The organism is Paraburkholderia sp. BGA-UO-ETr-F12 (genome assembly GCF_059567945.1).
Map to the genome: position 1 here is coordinate 65,284 of NZ_JCAQOZ010000005.1, position 16,969 is coordinate 82,252.

Genomic DNA, 16,969 nt, shown 5'->3' on the forward strand with positions numbered 1-16,969 from the left:
GATATGACTGACCGAGCGATTATAGACTGGCCTGCCTGGACCGATTCGCCACCCGGCCGCTACGTACTCGAGTGGGAACAGACCCAGCTCGATCGCGTCGTGTCCGACGTGTTCGGCTACCATGCGCTGCAACTCGGCCTGCCGCAGCTAGACGCCTTGCGCGAGAACCGCATGCCGTGCCGCGGACTCGTGCTCGACGCGGCAAGCGGCGCGAGTGCGCCCTACACGTTGCCGCGCGGCTTGGGACGTGCCGGAAATGGCGCTGGAACCGGCGCAGGAAATGGTTTGAGAAGCGGCGCCGCGCAGGATCTGCCCGCGGGACTGGCGGCGCCGCTCGGGCGCAGCGCGGTCTGGTGCGATCTGCTCGACCTGCCGTTCGAAGCACAAAGCGTCGATCTGATCGTGATGCCGCACACGCTGGAATTCACGAGCGACCCTCACCGGCTGCTGCGCGAAGCCGAACGTGTGCTGATGCCCGAAGGCCAACTGATCATTCTCGGCTTCAATTCGCTGTCGCTGTGGGGCGCGCGCCAATCGGTCGGCAAGATGACCGGCCGGCCGTTCGTGCCCGCGGCAGTCGATCTGATCGCCTTCACGCGCCTGAAAGACTGGATCAAGCTGCTGGGCTTCGACCTTGAACGCGGGCGCTTCGGCTGCTATCGTCCGCCGCTCGCCAGCGATCAATGGCTGTCCCGCTATGGATTCATGGAAGCCGCCGGCGACCGCTGGTGGCCAATTTTTGGCGCCACCTACATGATCAAGGCGATCAAGCGCGTGCGCGGCATGCGCCTCGTCGGCCCGCTGAAAGTGAAGAAACCGGTCCTTGCCGCGGGCCTCGCGCCCGCCACCCCGAACACACGCAACCACACTCAATGACTTCCGACATCATCGATATTTATACCGACGGCGCCTGCAAGGGCAACCCCGGCCCCGGCGGCTGGGGCGCACTGCTGCGCTTTGGCGACCAGGAAAAGGAACTGTTCGGCGGTGAACCCAACACCACCAACAACCGCATGGAACTGATGGGGGTGATCGCCGCGCTCGAGGCGCTCAAGCGTCCCTGCAAAGCCGTCGTGCATACCGACTCGCAGTATGTGCAGAAAGGCATCAGCGAATGGATTCACGGCTGGAAGAAAAAAGGCTGGATCACCGCTGCAAAGCAACCGGTGAAGAACGCCGATCTGTGGAAGCGGCTCGACGCACTCGTCGCACAGCACGAGATCGAATGGCGCTGGGTGCGCGGTCACAACGGCCATCCGGAAAACGAGCGCGCGGATCAACTGGCTAATCGCGGCGTCGCGTCGCTCGCGCAAGTGTGAGGCGCGCCGTCATGCCCGCGGCGACACCGGCGCGCGCGCCCTTCTTCTTTTGCTGATTTTTTAGAGCAGGCTAATCCGACATGCGTCAACTCATCCTCGACACCGAAACCACCGGCCTCAATGCACGAACCGGCGACCGGATTCTTGAACTCGGTTGCGTCGAAATGGTGAACCGCCGGCTCACTGGCAACAACCTGCATTTCTATATCAACCCGGAACGCGACAGCGATCCGGGCGCATTGGCCGTTCACGGGTTGACCACCGAGTTCCTGAGCGACAAGCCGAAATTCGCCGAGATTGCCGATCAGATTCGCGACTTCATTCAGGACGCGGATCTGATCATTCACAACGCGCCCTTCGACATCGGCTTTCTCGACGCCGAATTTGCGCTGCTCGGTTTGCCGCCGGTGAAAACCTACTGCGGCGAGATCATCGACACATTGGCGCGCGCCAAGCAGATGTTCCCGGGCAAACGCAATTCGCTCGACGCGCTGTGCGACCGCTTCGGCATCAGCAACGCGCACCGTACCCTGCACGGCGCACTGCTCGACTCGGAACTGCTCGCCGAGGTGTATCTGGCGATGACCCGTGGCCAGGAAAGCCTCGTCATCGATATGCTCGGCGATTCGCACGGCAGCGGCGACGCGCACGCCCCGCGCATCGCAATCGATTCGCTGAATCTGGTGGTGCTTGCGGCGAGCGACGACGAAATCGCCGAACATCAGGCAGTGCTCGACGGTCTCGACAAAGCGGTCAAAGGCACGAGCGTGTGGCGGCTTGATCCGTCACCGGCCGCGGATGAGCAAACCGCTTAAAAAACACTAGACGAGCAGAAAAATCCCTGACATAATTCGGCTCTCTTCGGGTGGTTAGCTCAGCGGTAGAGCACTGCCTTCACACGGCAGGGGTCACAGGTTCAATCCCTGTACCACCCACCAGATTCGCTGGGTTCCGAAGAACCGCAAAAGAAAGCCCTCGAACTTGAGTCGAGGGCTTTTTTGTTTTTGCCTCGGCTTTGTATGCTTGCATGCGCGCGGCAGATCGATCGCTCAGGTGTACGCACGTTTATACGCACCACGTACCCTCTCGCGCGCAAGCGCCCGCTTCGTTTCGAAGTCAACACCGAACTTTCGTACGATTGCGGCCGCCAAATACTGCTGATATAGTCAGTTTTCGGGCACACGCCCCGTCTACTTTTTCCACCTCTTTCGACTACAGGGAGGCGTCACATGTTCGCAGTGCATATCGCCGTCCCTGGGATGGCCTCACGGCCATTTTCGCGACCTTAACTCCGTCGCGTCGTCGCTCACGCGGTTCTGCCTGAACAGGCCGTCCGCAAAAATCCCAGACAGTCCGTAGTCCCATAGCCGGCGTCGTTACCGACATTTTCCGGCGCGCTCGACTGTCTCTTCCTTTCGCTTCTGACTGGAACCTCGGTCCGCTCCCGCGTCACCGAGTCGTGGCAAATGACCAGAAAAAAACTCGACCTTCGTGGACACGCCTTCAGGAATGTCCTCGGCTTTACCTTCCGTCACTGGGCCAAACAGCCTTGGCGCATTTGCGCGATTACCGCGCTGGTGCTGCTCTCGGCATTGGCCGACGTACTTACGCCGATGTTCGCCGGACGGCTCGTCGACGCAATCGCGTCCGGTTCTGCCGGCGACGCGCTCGCGTGGCGCGCGGCGATCACGGCCTTTTGCGTACTGAGCGCACTTGGGCTCGGCGCCGAACTGCTTCGCCAGGGCGTGTTCTTCAATCTCATCAGGCTGACGCTGAAGATGATGAGCGAAATCGCGTCGAACGCATTTCATCGCGTGCAACGCTTTTCAACCGACTGGCACGCCAACAGCTTCGCCGGATCCACGGTGCGCAAGATCACGCGCGGCATGTGGGCGCTCGATCTGCTCAACGACACGCTGCTGGTCGCGCTGTTGCCGTCGGTGGTCATGCTGGTCGGCTCAACGGTGCTGCTCGGCTGGCGCTGGCCGATGATGGGCGCGGTCGTGGGTGTCGGGTCCGTGCTGTATATCGCGGTCACCGTGATCGTGTCGCTCGGATTCGTCGCGCCCGCCGCGCGTCTCGCTAACGCATGGGACACCCGTATGGGCGGCGCCCTCGCCGACGCAGTCAGCTGCAACGGCGTGGTGAAAGCGTTCGGCGCCGAAGAGCGCGAAGAAGCCCTGCTCGACCGCGTGATCGTCAAGTGGCGTCACCGCACGCGCCGTACATGGATTCGCGGCACGATCAACGGCGGCTTGCAAGGCGGCATGCTGGTGGCGATCCAGGCCGCCATTCTCGGCGCCGCGCTGTTGTTGTGGATGCGCGGCGAAGCGAGTGTCGGCGACATCACGTTCGCGTTGACAATGTTCTTCATGTTGCAAGGCTATCTGCGCGACGTGGGCATGCACATCCGTAACCTGCAGCGCTCGGTCAACGACATGGAAGAACTGGTGCAACTGGAGAGCCAGCCGCTGGGCATCGAAGATCGGCCCGGCGCGGGTCCGATCGCGATCGGCAAAGGCGAAATCCGCTTCGAGCACGTCACCTTCCACTACGGTGCGAAAGCCACGCCGCTCTACGAGAATTTCTCGGTACGCATCGCGCCGGGGGAACGCGTTGGGCTGGTCGGGCACTCGGGCTCCGGGAAGACGACCTTCATCAAGCTGATCCAGCGGCTGTACGACATTTCGGAAGGCCGGATCACGATCGATGGCCAGGACATTGCCCGGGTGCGGCAGGCGTCGTTGCGCAGCCAGATCGCGATCGTTCAGCAGGAGCCGGTACTGTTTCACCGCTCGCTGGCGGAGAACATCGCCTATGCACGACCCGGCGCGAGCCGCGCCGAGATCGAACGAGCTGCGAGGCTCGCGAGCGCGCACGACTTTATCGCGACGCTGCCTCAAGGTTACGACACGCTGGTGGGTGAACGCGGCATCAAGCTCTCCGGCGGCGAACGTCAGCGCGTGGCGATCGCACGGGCGTTTCTTGCGGACGCGCCGATCCTGATTCTGGACGAAGCGACCTCGAGCCTCGACAGCGAAAGCGAAGTGCTGATCCAGCAAGCCATGGAGCGGCTGATGACGGGCCGCACTACGCTGGTGGTGGCGCACCGCCTTTCCACGGTGCGTGCGCTGGACAGGCTGCTGGTGCTGGACAAGGGCAAGGTGATCGAGGAAGGCAGCCACGATGCCTTGATCAGACTCGAAAACGGCCTTTACAGGCGGCTGTTTGAACGTCAGGCGCTGGAATTGATCAAGGGCCTGGGCGATTCAGAGGTCACGCGCAAGACCGATAACGCAAAGGCGAATCTGCCGGATGATTCGAGCTTGCTAGTCGAGAAGTAAATTGCCGGGAAGTATGCGGAGCGTCATGCGGAAGCCGCCGGTTACCGGCGTTTTCCGCTGGCGTGACGCACGCCTTCACAAAGCACCTCGTCGCGCGACTAAACCACGCCTGCGGGCAGCCCGATACCGCGCGCCATGCCGCTAGCCGCGAACACCATCAACACGAGCAGCACGGTCTGGATCACGCTGAAACGCGCATACGTACGCGCTTTCTTCAAATCGGGCGGAGCGCCATTTCTAATCGCGGCACGCCACCGTATCAAGCCGAGCATCGTCGGGACTTCGAGGATAAGGATCAGCACGAGCAGCGTCATCTTGACGTGAAAGAGCGGCTCATGAAGGTAGTAGTCGGCGCCCTTTTCAAAACCACCGAAGGCGCGCATCAGACCGGTGACAACCAGCACCAATGCAGAAAGACCCCACCGGGCATCGGAGCGAAATACGGAGCGCAAAGCAGCGGGCACGCTGGCTCGTCGTAATGACCAGGTGCGCCGGAGAATCGACGCGAGGGCAAAACCATAAGCGAGCAGATGAACGGCGGCAAGCAACCAGCGAACCAGCATGGTGACTCCTGGAAACGACGCAATACGATCGATGTATGTCTCACCCACCGCTGAAACGCCGGGTTGCATGCGGGTGACACGTCTTATTGTCAGCTACCCCGTACTTTACGACGCCTGCTTCGACCGTGGGGCGTGGCCTACGGTACGAAGCGACAGATTCAGACTTGCCGCAACGAGGTGTCGAGCGCGCGCGCGGCGACCCGGTCGCCCTCGGTCGTCAACGCGGTGCGGAATACGGTTTGCCGATTGTGGCCCGCCGCAGCCGGCGAATCCCACAGCAATTCGATTTTTGGACGCCGGCCAAAGGTGCTGCGAGCCAGCGCAGGCGCGCCGGCCTGTGCCACGGGGCCGGACGATTCACCGGCGACACCAAACGCCACGACAGGAGTGGGTGTCGGCGGTGTGTTCGCGCCGGGAACCGCCGCCCATCGCACGGATAATTCACGCGCGTCGTACTGCCCCACCTTGCGACGCTCGGCCCAAACGACCACCGTGCGCGTAGCCGGATCGAGCGCAACCGCATAGCGGCCGATCGCAAAGCGACGCGCGGCGATATTGGTTCGCCATAGCGCACGCGGCCGGCAAATCCACATCACCGCCGCGTACAGCGCCGGCGCTGCGACCAGCCAGCCGTTGGTGGCCGCCACCGCCTGCACCGCACGACGCCAACCGGCGCTCGTGGCAAACGCGCCGACCGACCAGGCCGCAAACAGGAATCCAAGGAAAGCAAACACACGCAGCGCCTGCCGCAGCCATTGCGGCAGCGGATGGAGCGGACGCTCGGCCACGGCGCGCGCGCCCGGCAGGAAGATCAGCAGGAACAGGAAGACGAGGTTGATGCACGCCCACGGCGAGGACACCATTGCCGACAGCGACGCGCCCAGGTCCATCTGCGACATCGAAAAAAGCCAGCGAGCAAGGAGCACGAGACCGATGGCGCGCAGCGCGAAAATCATTCCGGCGCCGGGCGCCGCGTTCGCACGCGTCTCTTTCGTTCTCGCCAAGGCATCCTCCTGTCGTCGGCGGCGCCGCAGCCAAATTTGCGGCACGGCCATTATAGGGATATTACGGAGACTGGCTCATTCTTGCCGGTCTCAAACCCGCACTTTCTAGCGCACACAGGCAAAAACGCGGCGCATATGCAACAACGCCCCGCGGGCAAGGTGCACGTGGGGCGTTGCTGGGCCACAGCCGGACCGGTAAATCGCTGGGGGCGCCTAGCTGGGGGCGCCTAGCTGGGGGCGCCTAGCTGGGGGCGCCTAGCCGGGCGCACCTGGCCGAAACCTCCCCGGCAAGCCGGCTTGACTGCGTTTACTACGATTACCGCGCGTTAGCTGGCGTTGACTTCGCGCAGCACCGTGCGATGCTTCCGACGCAGCAACTCTTCGTACGCGGCGACGTAGTTCTGCGCCATCACTTTCGACGAGAAGCGCGCTTCGAATGCGGCGCGCACCTTGGCGCGCGGCAGCGTGTGCAGACGCTTCAGCGCGGCGACCGCGCTGATTTCGTCTTCGACGACGAAACCCGACACGCCGTTTTCGATCACTTCCGGCACCGAACCGCGATTGAACGCGATCACCGGCGTGCCGCAAGCCATTGCTTCGATCATCACCAGACCGAAGGGCTCCGGCCAGTCGATCGGGAACACCAGTGCGTGCGCGTTGCCGAGGAATTCACGCTTTTCGGCTTCGCCGATTTCGCCGATGTATTCGACGTGCGGGAGCGCCATCAGCGGCTTGATCACTTCTTCGTAATAGGCACGGTCGGCCTTGTCGATCTTGGCGGCGACCTTGAGCTTCATGCCTGCCTGGCCGGCGATGCGGATCGCACGGTCAAGACCCTTCTCCGGCGAGACGCGGCCAAGGAATGCGAGGTAGCCGGGCTCCACGTCTTTGATCGGCGTGAGCACGTTTTCCGGCAGACCGTGATAAACGGTTTGCAGCCAGTTCGCTTGTTGCAGCGGGATGCGCTGGTTATCCGAAATCGACACCACCGGCACGTCGCTGAACGTGTTGAAAATCGGCTGCAGTTCCGGCAGGTCAAGACGGCCGTGCAGCGTGGTCAGGAACGGCACCGGCTGACGGGCGAACAGCGAGAACGGGTAGTAATCGATGTGAAAATGCAGCACGTCGAATTCGTCCGCACGGCGGCGCACTTCTTCGAGCAGCAACATGTGCGGCGCCATCACGTCGCGGATGGTCGGGTCGAGGCGCAACGCCTGCGGCCAGAAAGCTTCGAGTTTCGCCGAGGTTTGCGAATCGCCGCTTGCGAAAAGCGTGACGTCATGGCCCTGTTCCACCAGCGCTTCGGTCAGGTAGGACACTACGCGTTCCGTACCGCCGTAAAGCTTGGGAGGAACCGCCTCGTGCAAGGGAGCGATTTGAGCGATTCGCATAATGAAGAACTCCTCGTAAAAAATCAGGCAAAAGTGCTGCGTTTGGTAAAAGCGACTCGCTTGCTCGCCAGGGCAGTCTGGCCGGATATGCCGGCGCGGGCCTGATTCTTTCGAGAAATCCTGCGATGGATCGCTTGGGTAATGAGCCCAGATCAACAGTTCGCTGTCTGCGCATGTGCCGGTAAACAACGCATACAGGGCACGTACGTTGACAAACTGTTAGAAATTTCGGTGGGCCAACAGAGCATGCATTATCGGTGCCGGCCGCCTCGCTGCACCACAACATTTCAAAGTCTTTACGTTGTTACAAAGGCGAAACACTTTACAAACCCTTGTTTTATAAGACAGTTCTACAGTAGCAACTGGCTTGCGACGCTGACCCGACGGCGGCGGCGTTGAGCGCCTGTGTCAACTTTGCCGGTAGACATTGAAGGAATGCCGCACCGCAGTTGAATGCAATTTGTAATTATATCTCGAAATTTTCCGCAGCCTGTGTGAACCGCCGCTCCATTGGCGGGTCGAGCAACAGTAGGTCGCGGTCGTCTATCGCGAAATCAGTCGCGCCATCGCCCGGATACACAGGGCGCAATCGCTTTTGCATGTTTACAATGCGAAGCATCGGCTTCGCGGCAAACGCTTTGGCTGTGGCCCATGCCTTGCATGAACAACCTGAAACACACCGACCTCACGATCAATTGGAACATTTAACCATCGCCCAGCGTAATGCCCAGAACGCAAAGCTCGCGAGCTATGCGCACAGGCCGCTTGCGTTTCTTTTCCGCTTTATTCGCCGCCATCCGCTCGCGCACGCGATCGTCCTGTGCAGCGTGTTTGCGGCCGTGGGCTGTGCGCTCGCTTCGCAGTACGCGATCAAGCATCTGATCGACGTGCTCGGCGAAGGCCGCCATCACCCCGGTCCGCTGTGGGGCGCGTTTGCCATCCTGGTCGGCCTGATTGCCGCCGACAACCTGCTGTGGCGGGTCGGCGGCTGGGTTGCCGCGCACACCTTCGTGGCCGTGACCGGCGACTTGCGGCGCGACCTGTTCCAGTACCTGAGCGGCCACTCGCCGACCTACTACTCGGAAAAGCAGCCCGGTATGCTGGCGAGCCGCATCACGGCAACGTCGAACGCGGTCTACACCGCCGAAAACACCACCGCCTGGAACGTGTTGCCCCCGTGTATCGCGGTGCTCGGCGCGATCGTCATGATCATCGCGGTGAATCCGCTGATGGCGGGCGGCCTGATGCTGTGCTCGGCCATCCTGTCGGTCGTGCTTTACAAGCTGGCCGGGCGCGGCTCGGCGCGCCATCATCATTTCGCCACCAAGGCAGCGTCGGTGGACGGTGAGCTGGTCGACGTCATCAGCAACATGGGCCTCGTGCGCGCCTTCGGCATGACGTTTCGCGAGCAGCAGCGTTTCGGCGCGACCGTCAAGGCGGAAATGGAAGCCCGCCAGCAGAGCCTGCTTTATCTGGAAAAGCTGCGCCTGCTGCATGCGGTGATCACCGCCCTGCTCTCCGCCGGTTTGCTGGGCTGGGCGCTGTGGCTGTGGGATCAAGGCAAGGCGACCTCCGGCGACATCGTGCTGGTCAGCTCGCTCGGGTTCACGATCCTGCACGGCACGCGCGACCTGGCTGTGGCGCTGGTCGACGTGACCCAGCATGTCGCGCGGCTCGCGGAAGCCGTGCGCACCCTGCTCGAGCCGCATGGCATGCCGGACCGCGACGGCGCTACCGAACTCGTGCCGCAAGGCGGCCGGGTCGATTTCGAAAGCGTGACGTTTGCCTATCCGCGCCGCCGACCGATTCTCGATCACTTCGATCTGCATATCGAGCCGGGCCAGCGGGTTGGCCTGATCGGCAAGTCGGGCGCGGGCAAATCCACCGTGCTGGCGCTGCTGCAACGCTTCTACGAGACGCAGGGCGGCGCCATCAAGATCGACGGCCAGGACATCGCCACCATCACCCAGGATAGCCTGCGCCATGCAATCGCGCTGGTACCGCAGGATATCTCGCTGTTCCACCGCACGGTGTACGAAAACATCGCTTACGGCCGCCCTGACGCGAGCCGGGATGAAGTGATCGCCGCCGCGCGTGAAGCCCGTTGCAGCGATTTCATCGACGCCATGCCGGAGGGATTCGACACGATCGTCGGCGACCGCGGCGTCAAACTGTCCGGCGGACAACGCCAGCGCATCGCGATTGCGCGCGCGATTCTGAAGAATGCGCCGATCCTTCTGCTCGACGAAGCCACCTCGGCGCTAGACAGTGCATCGGAAGAGGCGATCCAGAAGGCGCTCGACCGGCTGATGGTGGGCCGCACGGTGATCGCGATTGCGCACCGGCTGTCGACGCTGAACAACTTCGACCGGATCATCGTGATGAGTCAGGGCAAGGTCATCGACGACGGCAGTCCGGAAGAGTTGCGTCTGCGACCCGGCCTGTATCGCGATCTGCTCTCGAAGCAGTATGGCAAGGGCGCGACGCTGCATGTCGGCGGCAAGAAGGTGGACGAGCAGCACGTGGTCTGACCAACGCACGGCCCGCTCCTCCGCCAGGCCGGTAACCCGCAAAAAAGCCGCTCGGAAGCGGCTTTTTTGTTTCCCCCTGCGAATGAACATCCGCGCTGATCCGGCCTGATCGCCACCTATCCGACGCTGGTCTCACGCACAGCCCGCTTACCCGACCCGGCCCGCACCTTCACGGTTCGCGGGCTCTTCGCACCCTGTGCCCTCTGAAGATCGCGCATGAAGTTATCGCGCCACACCGATACGTTGTTCTCGCGCAGTTGCGCCATCATGTCGCGATGACGCGCCTGGCGCTCCGCAAGCGGCATCGCCAGCGCGCTCGCGAGCGCCTCGGCCATGCCGTCGATATCGACCGGATTCACGATCAACGCGCCGCCCAGTTCCTGCGCCGCGCCGGCAAAACGTGACAGCACGAGCACGCCGGGATTCTCCGGGTCCTGCGCCGACACATATTCCTTCGCGACGAGATTCATGCCGTCACGCAGCGGCGTGACGTAGCCTACATGCGCCGTACGAAACAGCGCGGCCAGCACCGAGCGCTCGTACTGCTTATGGATGTACAGGATCGGCGTCCAGTCGAGTTCGGCAAAGCGGCCATTGATGCGCCCTGACTCCCCTTCGAGTTGCAGACGAATGTCCTGATACGCGTGCATGTCGGCGCGCGTGGGCGGTGCAATTTGCAGGAACGACACCTTATTGCGTTGTGCGGTGGAATGTTCGAGCAGCCGCTCGAACGCACGAAAGCGCTCGACCAGCCCCTTCGAATAATCCAGCCGGTCCACGCTCATGATCAGCTTGCGGGAATGCAGCGTGGCCTTCATCGTGCGCACCGGCTTGCCCCGCTCACCCGCTTTCGCCAGTTCGGCGATTTCGTCCGGATAGACGCCGATCGGGTAAGCGGCCGCACGCAGAGTCCGGCCAAACGCATGGACCGTCAGCGGACCGCTGGCCGATACGTCGACCGTGCCGTTCGCCTCGTTGACGATGTAGTCGCAGAACGCCCGCAAATCAGGCGCGGTCTGGAAACCGAGCAAATCGAACGAACAGAGCGCTTCGACCAGCTCGCGATGAGGCGGCACCGCCAGCAACACCTGCGAGGCCGGAAACGGGATATGCAAAAAGAAACCGATGCGATTTTTCACGCCGGCCGCCCGCAATGCCTGGGCGAATGGAATCAGGTGATAGTCGTGAACCCAGATCACGTCGTCTTCACGCAAGAGCGGCACGAGTTGCTGGGCGAGCCACGCATTGACGCGGCAATAACCGCCGAAGTCGTGGCGGTCGTATTGCAGCAGATCGGCGCGATAGTGGAACGCAGGCCACAGTGTGGCGTTCGAGAAGCCGCGGTAGTACTGGTCGTAGTCGCGGCGCATCAACGCGATGGTCGCGAACGTCACCGGCCCGCGCTCTTCCACCTTGATCTGCGGCTGGCCGGAGCTGAGCACGTCGCCGCTCCAGCCGAACCACATGCCGCCGGTTTCCTTCAATGCGTCGTAGACGCCGACTGCGAGGCCGCCCGCCGCCGGGCCACCCTCCGAGATCGGTGCGACCCGGTTCGATACGATGATCAGTCGGCTCATGAAGCGCGATTCCCGATGCAGTAAGTCATAGTCGTTGGGCGATGCGGTGTCACCATCACGCTCCGCGCGCGGCCGCGACAATCGATTCCAGCCAGTCGAGCAGCGCCGTGACCGACCCGGCGCGCGCATGCGCCATCGTGTCGCCCGCGCCCACCTTGATCGACAACCCACCGCGCTCGTTGACGACGGCAAAGCCTTTCTCGTCGGTCAGGTCGTCGCCGGCAAACACGGGGGTGCGGCCGACGAACGGCGGTTCATCCAGGAACGCGCGCATTGCGCGGCCTTTGTCGACATCCTTCGGCTTGATTTCGTAGACCATCTTGCCCGGCTGCAACACATACGCGCCAGGATAATCGGCCACCAGCCGCTCCGTCGCCTCGCGCGCCACCGCCTCGCGCTCAGGTGCGTTACGGTAATGCAGCGCCAGCGCCGCGCCTTTGATCTCGAGCAGCATGCCGGGGTGCTCGTTGACGACCTGGGCGAGCACCTGCTCCATGCGCAACAGCCGCTCGTCGTGAAAACCGATGCGCTGCGTGTCGCCGTTCGCGTCGCGCCGTTCGGCGCCATGCAAACCGGCAATCGGCAGGTCGGGCATGCCGAGAAAACTGTCGATACTGTCAATGCCGCGGCCCGACACGATCGCGACGGCGCCGTTCGTGAGATTGCGCAATTCGGTCAGCAAGCGGATCACGCGCGGTTGCACCAGCACGCCGTCCGGCGTGGGCGCGAGTTCGACGAGCGTGCCGTCGAAGTCGAAGAAAAATGCCGTCTCACCTGGAGACAGGACAGCCGGAAGTGCTTGCATCGGTTAATTTTGCCTTTCGGCCTTCTGCGGCCGGAAAAGTGTGCGCATCTTACCGCGCATCCGTCAATTTTTCGAGAAAGTAAGCTGGGACCTAAGCGTGGCCGGGCGGTACGGCCAATGCGGCTCACGATTGCGTTCAAAAAGAGAACAATCCGGCTTCAACCAGCTTTCACCCGCATGCGTCAAATTGCCTCGCAAAGCACGCGCCTGCAGGCGCTGCACGACGTCGTCGGAGATTTTGCGATACAGTCGCAGCCACGCAGACCATTGCAGTGACGACCATATTTGCACACTATGACGGGCCGCGCGCCGTGCACGAATCACGCTGCGTCCATTCACGCGCCGCTCTTCAATCGAGTAATTGAACCCTGCTTTGTTCCCCATTATCTCGTCCCGCCGCCAGCCGAATCTCGTCACACCCCGCCGGCCCTGGCTTAGGCACCTGGCCACGCTAACCGTGATGGTGGGCGCGCTCGGTGCACTGAGCGGCTGCACGCATCCCGACGAACCGTTCCAGTTGACCAACGTGACCGGCCATTTGCCGGATCTCGATTTCACACTGACCGGCGACGACGGCCGCCCCGTAACCGGCGATTCGTTCAAAGGCCGCACCTCGCTGGTCTACTTTGGCTATACGCATTGTCCGGATGTCTGTCCCGAGACGATGGGCCGCCTGATGCAGGTTCTCGGCAAACTCGGCCCGGACGCGCAAAAGGTGCGCATCCTGTTCATTACCGTCGATCCGGCGCGCGACACGCCCAAAGCCTTGCATGACTACGTGGGCGCCTTCGACTCGCGACACGCCGAGGGCCTGACAGGCACCGCCTGGCAGATCGAATCACTCGCCAAACGTTACCGGGTCGCCTATCAGATGGAAAAGCGCGACCCCAACGGCAACTATGAGGTCACCCATAGCTCGGCCGTCTACGTGTTCGATCAACAGGGCCATGCACGCCTGCTCGCCACCGATCACGATACTCCCGATGCGATCGCACAAGACCTGCGCCGTATCACTGATGACCGTTCCTGACCTTTCCTGAGTTCATTCATGTCGATCAAGTTCAAAACGTTCGCCGCACTGAGCTGCACCCTCGCCCTCTCATGCGGTTTCACGTCGGCCGCGTTTGCCGCTGGCGCTAACGCGATCAGCGTCAAGGACGCGTGGGTGCGCTGGCTGCCGAACAACCTCCCTGCCGCCGGCTATGCGACGCTGGTGAACGCGAGCGATAAGCCGGTCGACCTCGTCGATATTTCCAGCAACGACTACGGCGACGCGATGCTGCATCAAACCGTGTCGAACGGCTCGACGCAGAAGATGGTGATGGTCGACAAGCTGACGGTGCCCGCGCACGGCCAGGTGGCAATTGCGCCGGGCGGCTATCACGTGATGCTCGAAGACGCGAAGCACAAGATCGCGCCGGGCGACACCGTGCATCTGACGCTGAAGTTCTCCGACGGCGAAACGCTCGATACGCCGTTCGCCGTCAAGTCACCCGCCCAGACCAAGTAACACGCCGCGATGAATCTGCTCTACTGGCTCGACCCCTGGGAGTTTTCGCCGACTGTCGTGATCGCCTTGCTGGTACCGGCGATCCTTTTCGTGCGCGGCGCGCACAAGGCGAAGCTGTCGATTCGCCGGCGCATTTCCTTCTGGTTCGGGCTGGTCGCGTTGTATGTCGCGCTGCATACGCGGCTCGATTATTTCTTCGAGCATGAGTTCTTCATGCATCGCTTGCAGCATCTGGTGCTGCATCACCTCGGGCCGTTCTTTATCGCGCTCTCGTATCCGGGCGCCGCGTTGCGCGCGGGCATTCCATTCAGATGGCGGCAGCGCTTCGTGCGGCCCGCGCTGGAGGCTCCGTTAGTACGCAAGCTGCTCGACGTGGTGATGCATCCGGTGGTTGCGGTCACGTTGTTCGTCGGGCTGATCTATTTCTGGCTGATGTCGCCGATCCATTTCGTGGCGATGCTCGACTGGCGGCTCTATCGCGTGATGAACTGGAGCATGGTGATCGACGGCCTGCTGTTCTGGTGGCTCGTACTCGATCCGCGGCCCGCGCCGCCGGCGCGTTTGTCTCCCGGCAAGCGCGTGCTGGTTGTGATTGCCGCGATTCCGCCGCAGATCATGCTCGGCGCATTTATCTTCTTTACGCCGCGCGAGCTTTATCCGATCTACTCGATCTGCGGGCGCGCCTTTACGTGGCTAAGCCCGATGCGCGATCAGCAGATCGGCGGATTGTTGCTGTGGATTCCCGGCTCGATGATGAGCGTGATCGGCGCGCTGGTGGCGTTGCGTCACTGGATGCGGCTGTCGGCGCGCGGGCGTCTGCGTGGCGAGCGGCGCGTAAAGACGGCGCAAGGCCTGACGCAAGCTGCAACAGCGCCTGCGAGCGGCCGCCGCTGAGATTCCGAATCTGTTGAAGAAGCCGCGGCGCTTGCAGCCGGTCGGCGCGCACGCGCCGGATCAGGTTGTCATTCCTGTTGCCATCTGACTGAGTTAGGCCGAGCGCATCCACACATGCGGGATGCCGTCCTCGTCGTGAATCTCCGACACCGGCGTAAAGTCGAATGCGCCGTAGAAGCCTTGCAGATGAGCCTGCGCATGCAAGCGGATCGGTGTACCGGGCCACTGTGCCCGGATATGCGCGAGCGAGCGTTCGAGCATCGCGTTGCCGAGGCCAATGCCGCGGAATTCCGCGGTGGTCAGAACGCGGCCGATGCGGATATCGGTGTCGTCGGCATCCGGCAGCAACACGCGCAGATAGCCCGCTAGCGGCTTTTTTTTAGTGCTTGATGTATCACCGGGACCGAACGCGAACAGATGCCATGCGGCTGAATCGAGCCCGTCGATGTCGCCATACACGCAGTTCTGCTCGACGACGAACACGGCGCTGCGGGCGGCCAGCATCGCATAGACTTCCGCGTTCGTGAGGTCGTCGAACGTTTTCCAGCGCCATTCGAGTTGCGCCAGTCGCGTGGCGGCGGTGTGCTGCGGTTCAGTCATGGAAATCTTCAAGGGAAGCGCGCCTCGACGGGCGGCGGCAAAAAGAATTATGCCGCGCGTGGCGCTGTTAAGCTATGTCGCCGGCAAACCTCTCTAGCTGCTGACGAAAACCGGCTCGACGGGCTGTGCGAGACATTCGATCAGGTTACCGGGCCCGCACAGATGCAGCGCGCCCACCACCACCAAGATTCGCTCTGGCCGTCCGGCCAATTCCTTCACTCGCGCCGCCCACGCGCGATTGCGCGCATCGAGAATGGCGCTGCGGATGCCGGGCAAGTTGAACATTGGCGACTCGACGGCGATCTGGTGCACGGCCTGCAAATCGCCGTGTAACCAGGCGGTGTACATCCGCTCGAGCGTGCGCTGCGGTTCGTCGAGATCGGACATCAGCATGCCAAGCGCGGCACCGACTGCTTCGAGCGGAATCGACTCGAGCGATGCCACGACCTCCTGTGCGGTCTCGAGATACTCGTACGGCTTGGCTTGCGCCAGTGCCGAGCGCAGCATGCGCGGCTCGACACCTTCGACGACCTGCTGGAACAGCGTCGGCGCGACGATCAGCGTGGCCCATGGACGCAACTCGGCGAGCGGCGCCAACGGCCCTTGCGCGGGCCACACGGCCTGTAGCTGATTCCAGGCGTCGGCGGATAGCAACGGCTGCAGTTGATCGGCACCACCCTGCGGGGGAGCCTTCAGAAACGGCAGAATCGTCGGCGGATCCGATTCGAAGACCAGCGATTCGGCCCAGTCATATGCTTCAGCAATCCATGGCGGCGTTCTGCGACTCGTCGCAGGGAACAGATGCATTGAGCCGAGCAAACGGACGTTGGTGCCGGTGAGTTGTAGGTACATGCAACCTCAAGTGGACGGGCGCAATTCAATCGACTGTGCACAGCGCGTAAATCAGGCGTAGATAGAAGGAGCGGCGTTCGGTATCCGGGATGCGCATGATGTCGATGCGAGGGGGAGTCTGCGAACTATAACGTTGCGCAGAGCGAAGCACACTGCCGGACGCGGTTGCATATCGCCCGGGAGCAGGGCCACCAAGTACGAGATAACGCGACACCGAAAAAAGAAAAGCCCCGACAAGTCGGGGCTTTTCTTTACATCAACTACTGGAGGCGCGAGCCGGAGTCGAACCGGCCTAAACGGCTTTGCAGGCCGCTGCATAACCGCTTTGCTATCGCGCCGCAAGCGGACTGGAACCTAGCTGCAGATTCTCAGATTTGTCTGGTGAGCCACCATAGGGACCGGCCCATCAAACAAAAAGGGAAGCACTGCTTCCCCTAATGATTGGAGCGGGAGACGAGGCTCGAACTCGCGACCTCAACCTTGGCAAGGTTGCGCTCTACCAACTGAGCTACTCCCGCATTGCCCTACTTCACAACGCCTTGCACTTTTACTTCGCCAAACAACGCGCTGCTTCAAAAA

15 protein-coding genes and 3 tRNA genes are annotated in these 16,969 nt (G+C 62.3%); 9 read left to right on the plus strand and 9 right to left on the minus strand.

Going from position 1 to position 16,969, the window contains the following annotated elements; all coding sequences use genetic code 11:
* Positions 1-3: 3 nt before the first annotated feature.
* From AC57B6_RS01035 to AC57B6_RS01055, 5 genes are all read left to right on the plus strand, one after another.
* Positions 4-876 carry a class I SAM-dependent methyltransferase gene (locus AC57B6_RS01035; protein WP_030101324.1) on the plus strand — a complete coding sequence of 291 codons (873 nt, stop codon included), beginning with the start codon at positions 4-6 and terminating at the stop codon, positions 874-876.
* Positions 873-1,319 carry a ribonuclease HI gene (rnhA, locus tag AC57B6_RS01040; RefSeq protein ID WP_028199171.1) on the plus strand — a complete coding sequence of 149 codons (447 nt, stop codon included), beginning with the start codon at positions 873-875 and terminating at the stop codon, positions 1,317-1,319. Before AC57B6_RS01035 ends, rnhA begins: the two co-directional genes overlap by 4 nt.
* A gap of 80 nt (positions 1,320-1,399) precedes the next feature.
* Positions 1,400-2,134, plus strand: a complete 735-nt coding sequence (gene dnaQ / locus AC57B6_RS01045; protein WP_028199172.1) for a DNA polymerase III subunit epsilon — start codon at positions 1,400-1,402, stop codon at positions 2,132-2,134.
* A gap of 48 nt (positions 2,135-2,182) precedes the next feature.
* A tRNA-Val gene (locus AC57B6_RS01050) sits at positions 2,183-2,257 on the plus strand.
* Between the two features lie 528 nt (positions 2,258-2,785).
* Complete coding sequence (locus AC57B6_RS01055) at positions 2,786-4,663, plus strand: ABC transporter ATP-binding protein (RefSeq protein ID WP_030101323.1); 1,878 nt, start codon at positions 2,786-2,788, stop codon at positions 4,661-4,663.
* Between the two features lie 98 nt (positions 4,664-4,761).
* Here AC57B6_RS01055 and AC57B6_RS01060 read toward each other — a convergent pair whose 3' ends face one another.
* The 3 genes from AC57B6_RS01060 to AC57B6_RS01070 form a co-directional block, all read right to left on the minus strand.
* Complete coding sequence (locus AC57B6_RS01060; RefSeq protein WP_028199174.1) at positions 4,762-5,226, minus strand: DUF2214 family protein; 465 nt, start codon at positions 5,224-5,226, stop codon at positions 4,762-4,764.
* Between the two features lie 158 nt (positions 5,227-5,384).
* On the minus strand, positions 5,385-6,230 hold the full coding sequence (locus AC57B6_RS01065; protein WP_028199175.1) for a hypothetical protein: 846 nt from the start codon (positions 6,228-6,230) through the stop codon (positions 5,385-5,387).
* A 326-nt stretch (positions 6,231-6,556) separates the two neighbouring features.
* Positions 6,557-7,621 carry a glycosyltransferase family 4 protein gene (locus AC57B6_RS01070; protein WP_028199176.1) on the minus strand — a complete coding sequence of 355 codons (1,065 nt, stop codon included), beginning with the start codon at positions 7,619-7,621 and terminating at the stop codon, positions 6,557-6,559.
* Between the two features lie 695 nt (positions 7,622-8,316).
* On the opposite strand from AC57B6_RS01070, the gene AC57B6_RS01075 reads away from it, so the two are divergent.
* Positions 8,317-10,152, plus strand: a complete 1,836-nt coding sequence (locus AC57B6_RS01075) for an ABC transporter ATP-binding protein (protein ID WP_279225481.1) — start codon at positions 8,317-8,319, stop codon at positions 10,150-10,152.
* Positions 10,153-10,268: 116 nt separating this feature from the next.
* On the opposite strand, the gene otsA is transcribed toward AC57B6_RS01075, so the two are convergent.
* Entirely contained in the window at positions 10,269-11,729 is a 1,461-nt protein-coding gene (gene otsA / locus AC57B6_RS01080; RefSeq protein ID WP_028199178.1) for an alpha,alpha-trehalose-phosphate synthase (UDP-forming), read from the minus strand.
* Positions 11,730-11,784: 55 nt separating this feature from the next.
* On the minus strand, positions 11,785-12,534 hold the full coding sequence (gene otsB, locus AC57B6_RS01085) for a trehalose-phosphatase (protein ID WP_216749923.1): 750 nt from the start codon (positions 12,532-12,534) through the stop codon (positions 11,785-11,787).
* Between the two features lie 460 nt (positions 12,535-12,994).
* On the opposite strand from otsB, the gene AC57B6_RS01090 reads away from it, so the two are divergent.
* The 3 genes from AC57B6_RS01090 to AC57B6_RS01100 are packed head-to-tail and all read left to right on the plus strand — an operon-like array spanning position 12,995 to position 14,938.
* Positions 12,995-13,564, plus strand: coding sequence for an SCO family protein (locus AC57B6_RS01090; RefSeq protein WP_496420591.1), 570 nt, complete (start codon positions 12,995-12,997; stop codon positions 13,562-13,564).
* 18 nt (positions 13,565-13,582) lie between these two features.
* Positions 13,583-14,044 carry a copper chaperone PCu(A)C gene (locus tag AC57B6_RS01095; RefSeq protein ID WP_028199181.1) on the plus strand — a complete coding sequence of 154 codons (462 nt, stop codon included), beginning with the start codon at positions 13,583-13,585 and terminating at the stop codon, positions 14,042-14,044.
* A 9-nt stretch (positions 14,045-14,053) separates the two neighbouring features.
* The gene (locus AC57B6_RS01100) at positions 14,054-14,938 is read left to right on the plus strand and encodes a cytochrome c oxidase assembly protein (protein ID WP_030101318.1); all 885 of its coding nucleotides are present in this window, start codon (positions 14,054-14,056) and stop codon (positions 14,936-14,938) included.
* A gap of 93 nt (positions 14,939-15,031) precedes the next feature.
* Here the strand turns inward: AC57B6_RS01100 and AC57B6_RS01105 are convergent, their stop codons facing one another.
* From AC57B6_RS01105 to AC57B6_RS01120, 4 genes are all read right to left on the minus strand, one after another.
* Entirely contained in the window at positions 15,032-15,538 is a 507-nt protein-coding gene (locus AC57B6_RS01105) for a GNAT family N-acetyltransferase (RefSeq protein WP_496420566.1), read from the minus strand.
* Between the two features lie 93 nt (positions 15,539-15,631).
* Positions 15,632-16,390: a TraB/GumN family protein gene (locus tag AC57B6_RS01110; RefSeq protein ID WP_496420567.1), complete on the minus strand. Its 759-nt coding sequence runs from the start codon at positions 16,388-16,390 to the stop codon at positions 15,632-15,634.
* A 264-nt stretch (positions 16,391-16,654) separates the two neighbouring features.
* A tRNA-Cys gene (locus AC57B6_RS01115) sits at positions 16,655-16,728 on the minus strand.
* Between the two features lie 104 nt (positions 16,729-16,832).
* Positions 16,833-16,908 (minus strand) — tRNA-Gly (locus AC57B6_RS01120).
* Positions 16,909-16,969: the final 61 nt, after the last annotated feature.

Excerpts from the sequence above, each read along its gene's own strand:
- AC57B6_RS01035 (WP_030101324.1), top strand. The coding sequence starts at position 4 with ATGACTGACCGAGCGATTATAGACTGGCCTGCCTGGACCGATTCGCCA.
- rnhA (WP_028199171.1), top strand. The coding sequence starts at position 873 with ATGACTTCCGACATCATCGATATTTATACCGACGGCGCCTGCAAGGGC.
- dnaQ (WP_028199172.1), top strand. The coding sequence starts at position 1,400 with ATGCGTCAACTCATCCTCGACACCGAAACCACCGGCCTCAATGCACGA.
- AC57B6_RS01055 (WP_030101323.1), top strand. The coding sequence starts at position 2,786 with ATGACCAGAAAAAAACTCGACCTTCGTGGACACGCCTTCAGGAATGTC.
- AC57B6_RS01060 (WP_028199174.1), bottom strand. The coding sequence starts at position 5,226 with ATGCTGGTTCGCTGGTTGCTTGCCGCCGTTCATCTGCTCGCTTATGGT.
- AC57B6_RS01070 (WP_028199176.1), bottom strand. The coding sequence starts at position 7,621 with ATGCGAATCGCTCAAATCGCTCCCTTGCACGAGGCGGTTCCTCCCAAG.
- otsA (WP_028199178.1), bottom strand. The coding sequence starts at position 11,729 with ATGAGCCGACTGATCATCGTATCGAACCGGGTCGCACCGATCTCGGAG.
- otsB (WP_216749923.1), bottom strand. The coding sequence starts at position 12,534 with ATGCAAGCACTTCCGGCTGTCCTGTCTCCAGGTGAGACGGCATTTTTC.
- AC57B6_RS01090 (WP_496420591.1), top strand. The coding sequence starts at position 12,995 with ATGGTGGGCGCGCTCGGTGCACTGAGCGGCTGCACGCATCCCGACGAA.
- AC57B6_RS01095 (WP_028199181.1), top strand. The coding sequence starts at position 13,583 with ATGTCGATCAAGTTCAAAACGTTCGCCGCACTGAGCTGCACCCTCGCC.
- AC57B6_RS01100 (WP_030101318.1), top strand. The coding sequence starts at position 14,054 with ATGAATCTGCTCTACTGGCTCGACCCCTGGGAGTTTTCGCCGACTGTC.
- AC57B6_RS01105 (WP_496420566.1), bottom strand. The coding sequence starts at position 15,538 with ATGACTGAACCGCAGCACACCGCCGCCACGCGACTGGCGCAACTCGAA.
- AC57B6_RS01110 (WP_496420567.1), bottom strand. The coding sequence starts at position 16,390 with ATGTACCTACAACTCACCGGCACCAACGTCCGTTTGCTCGGCTCAATG.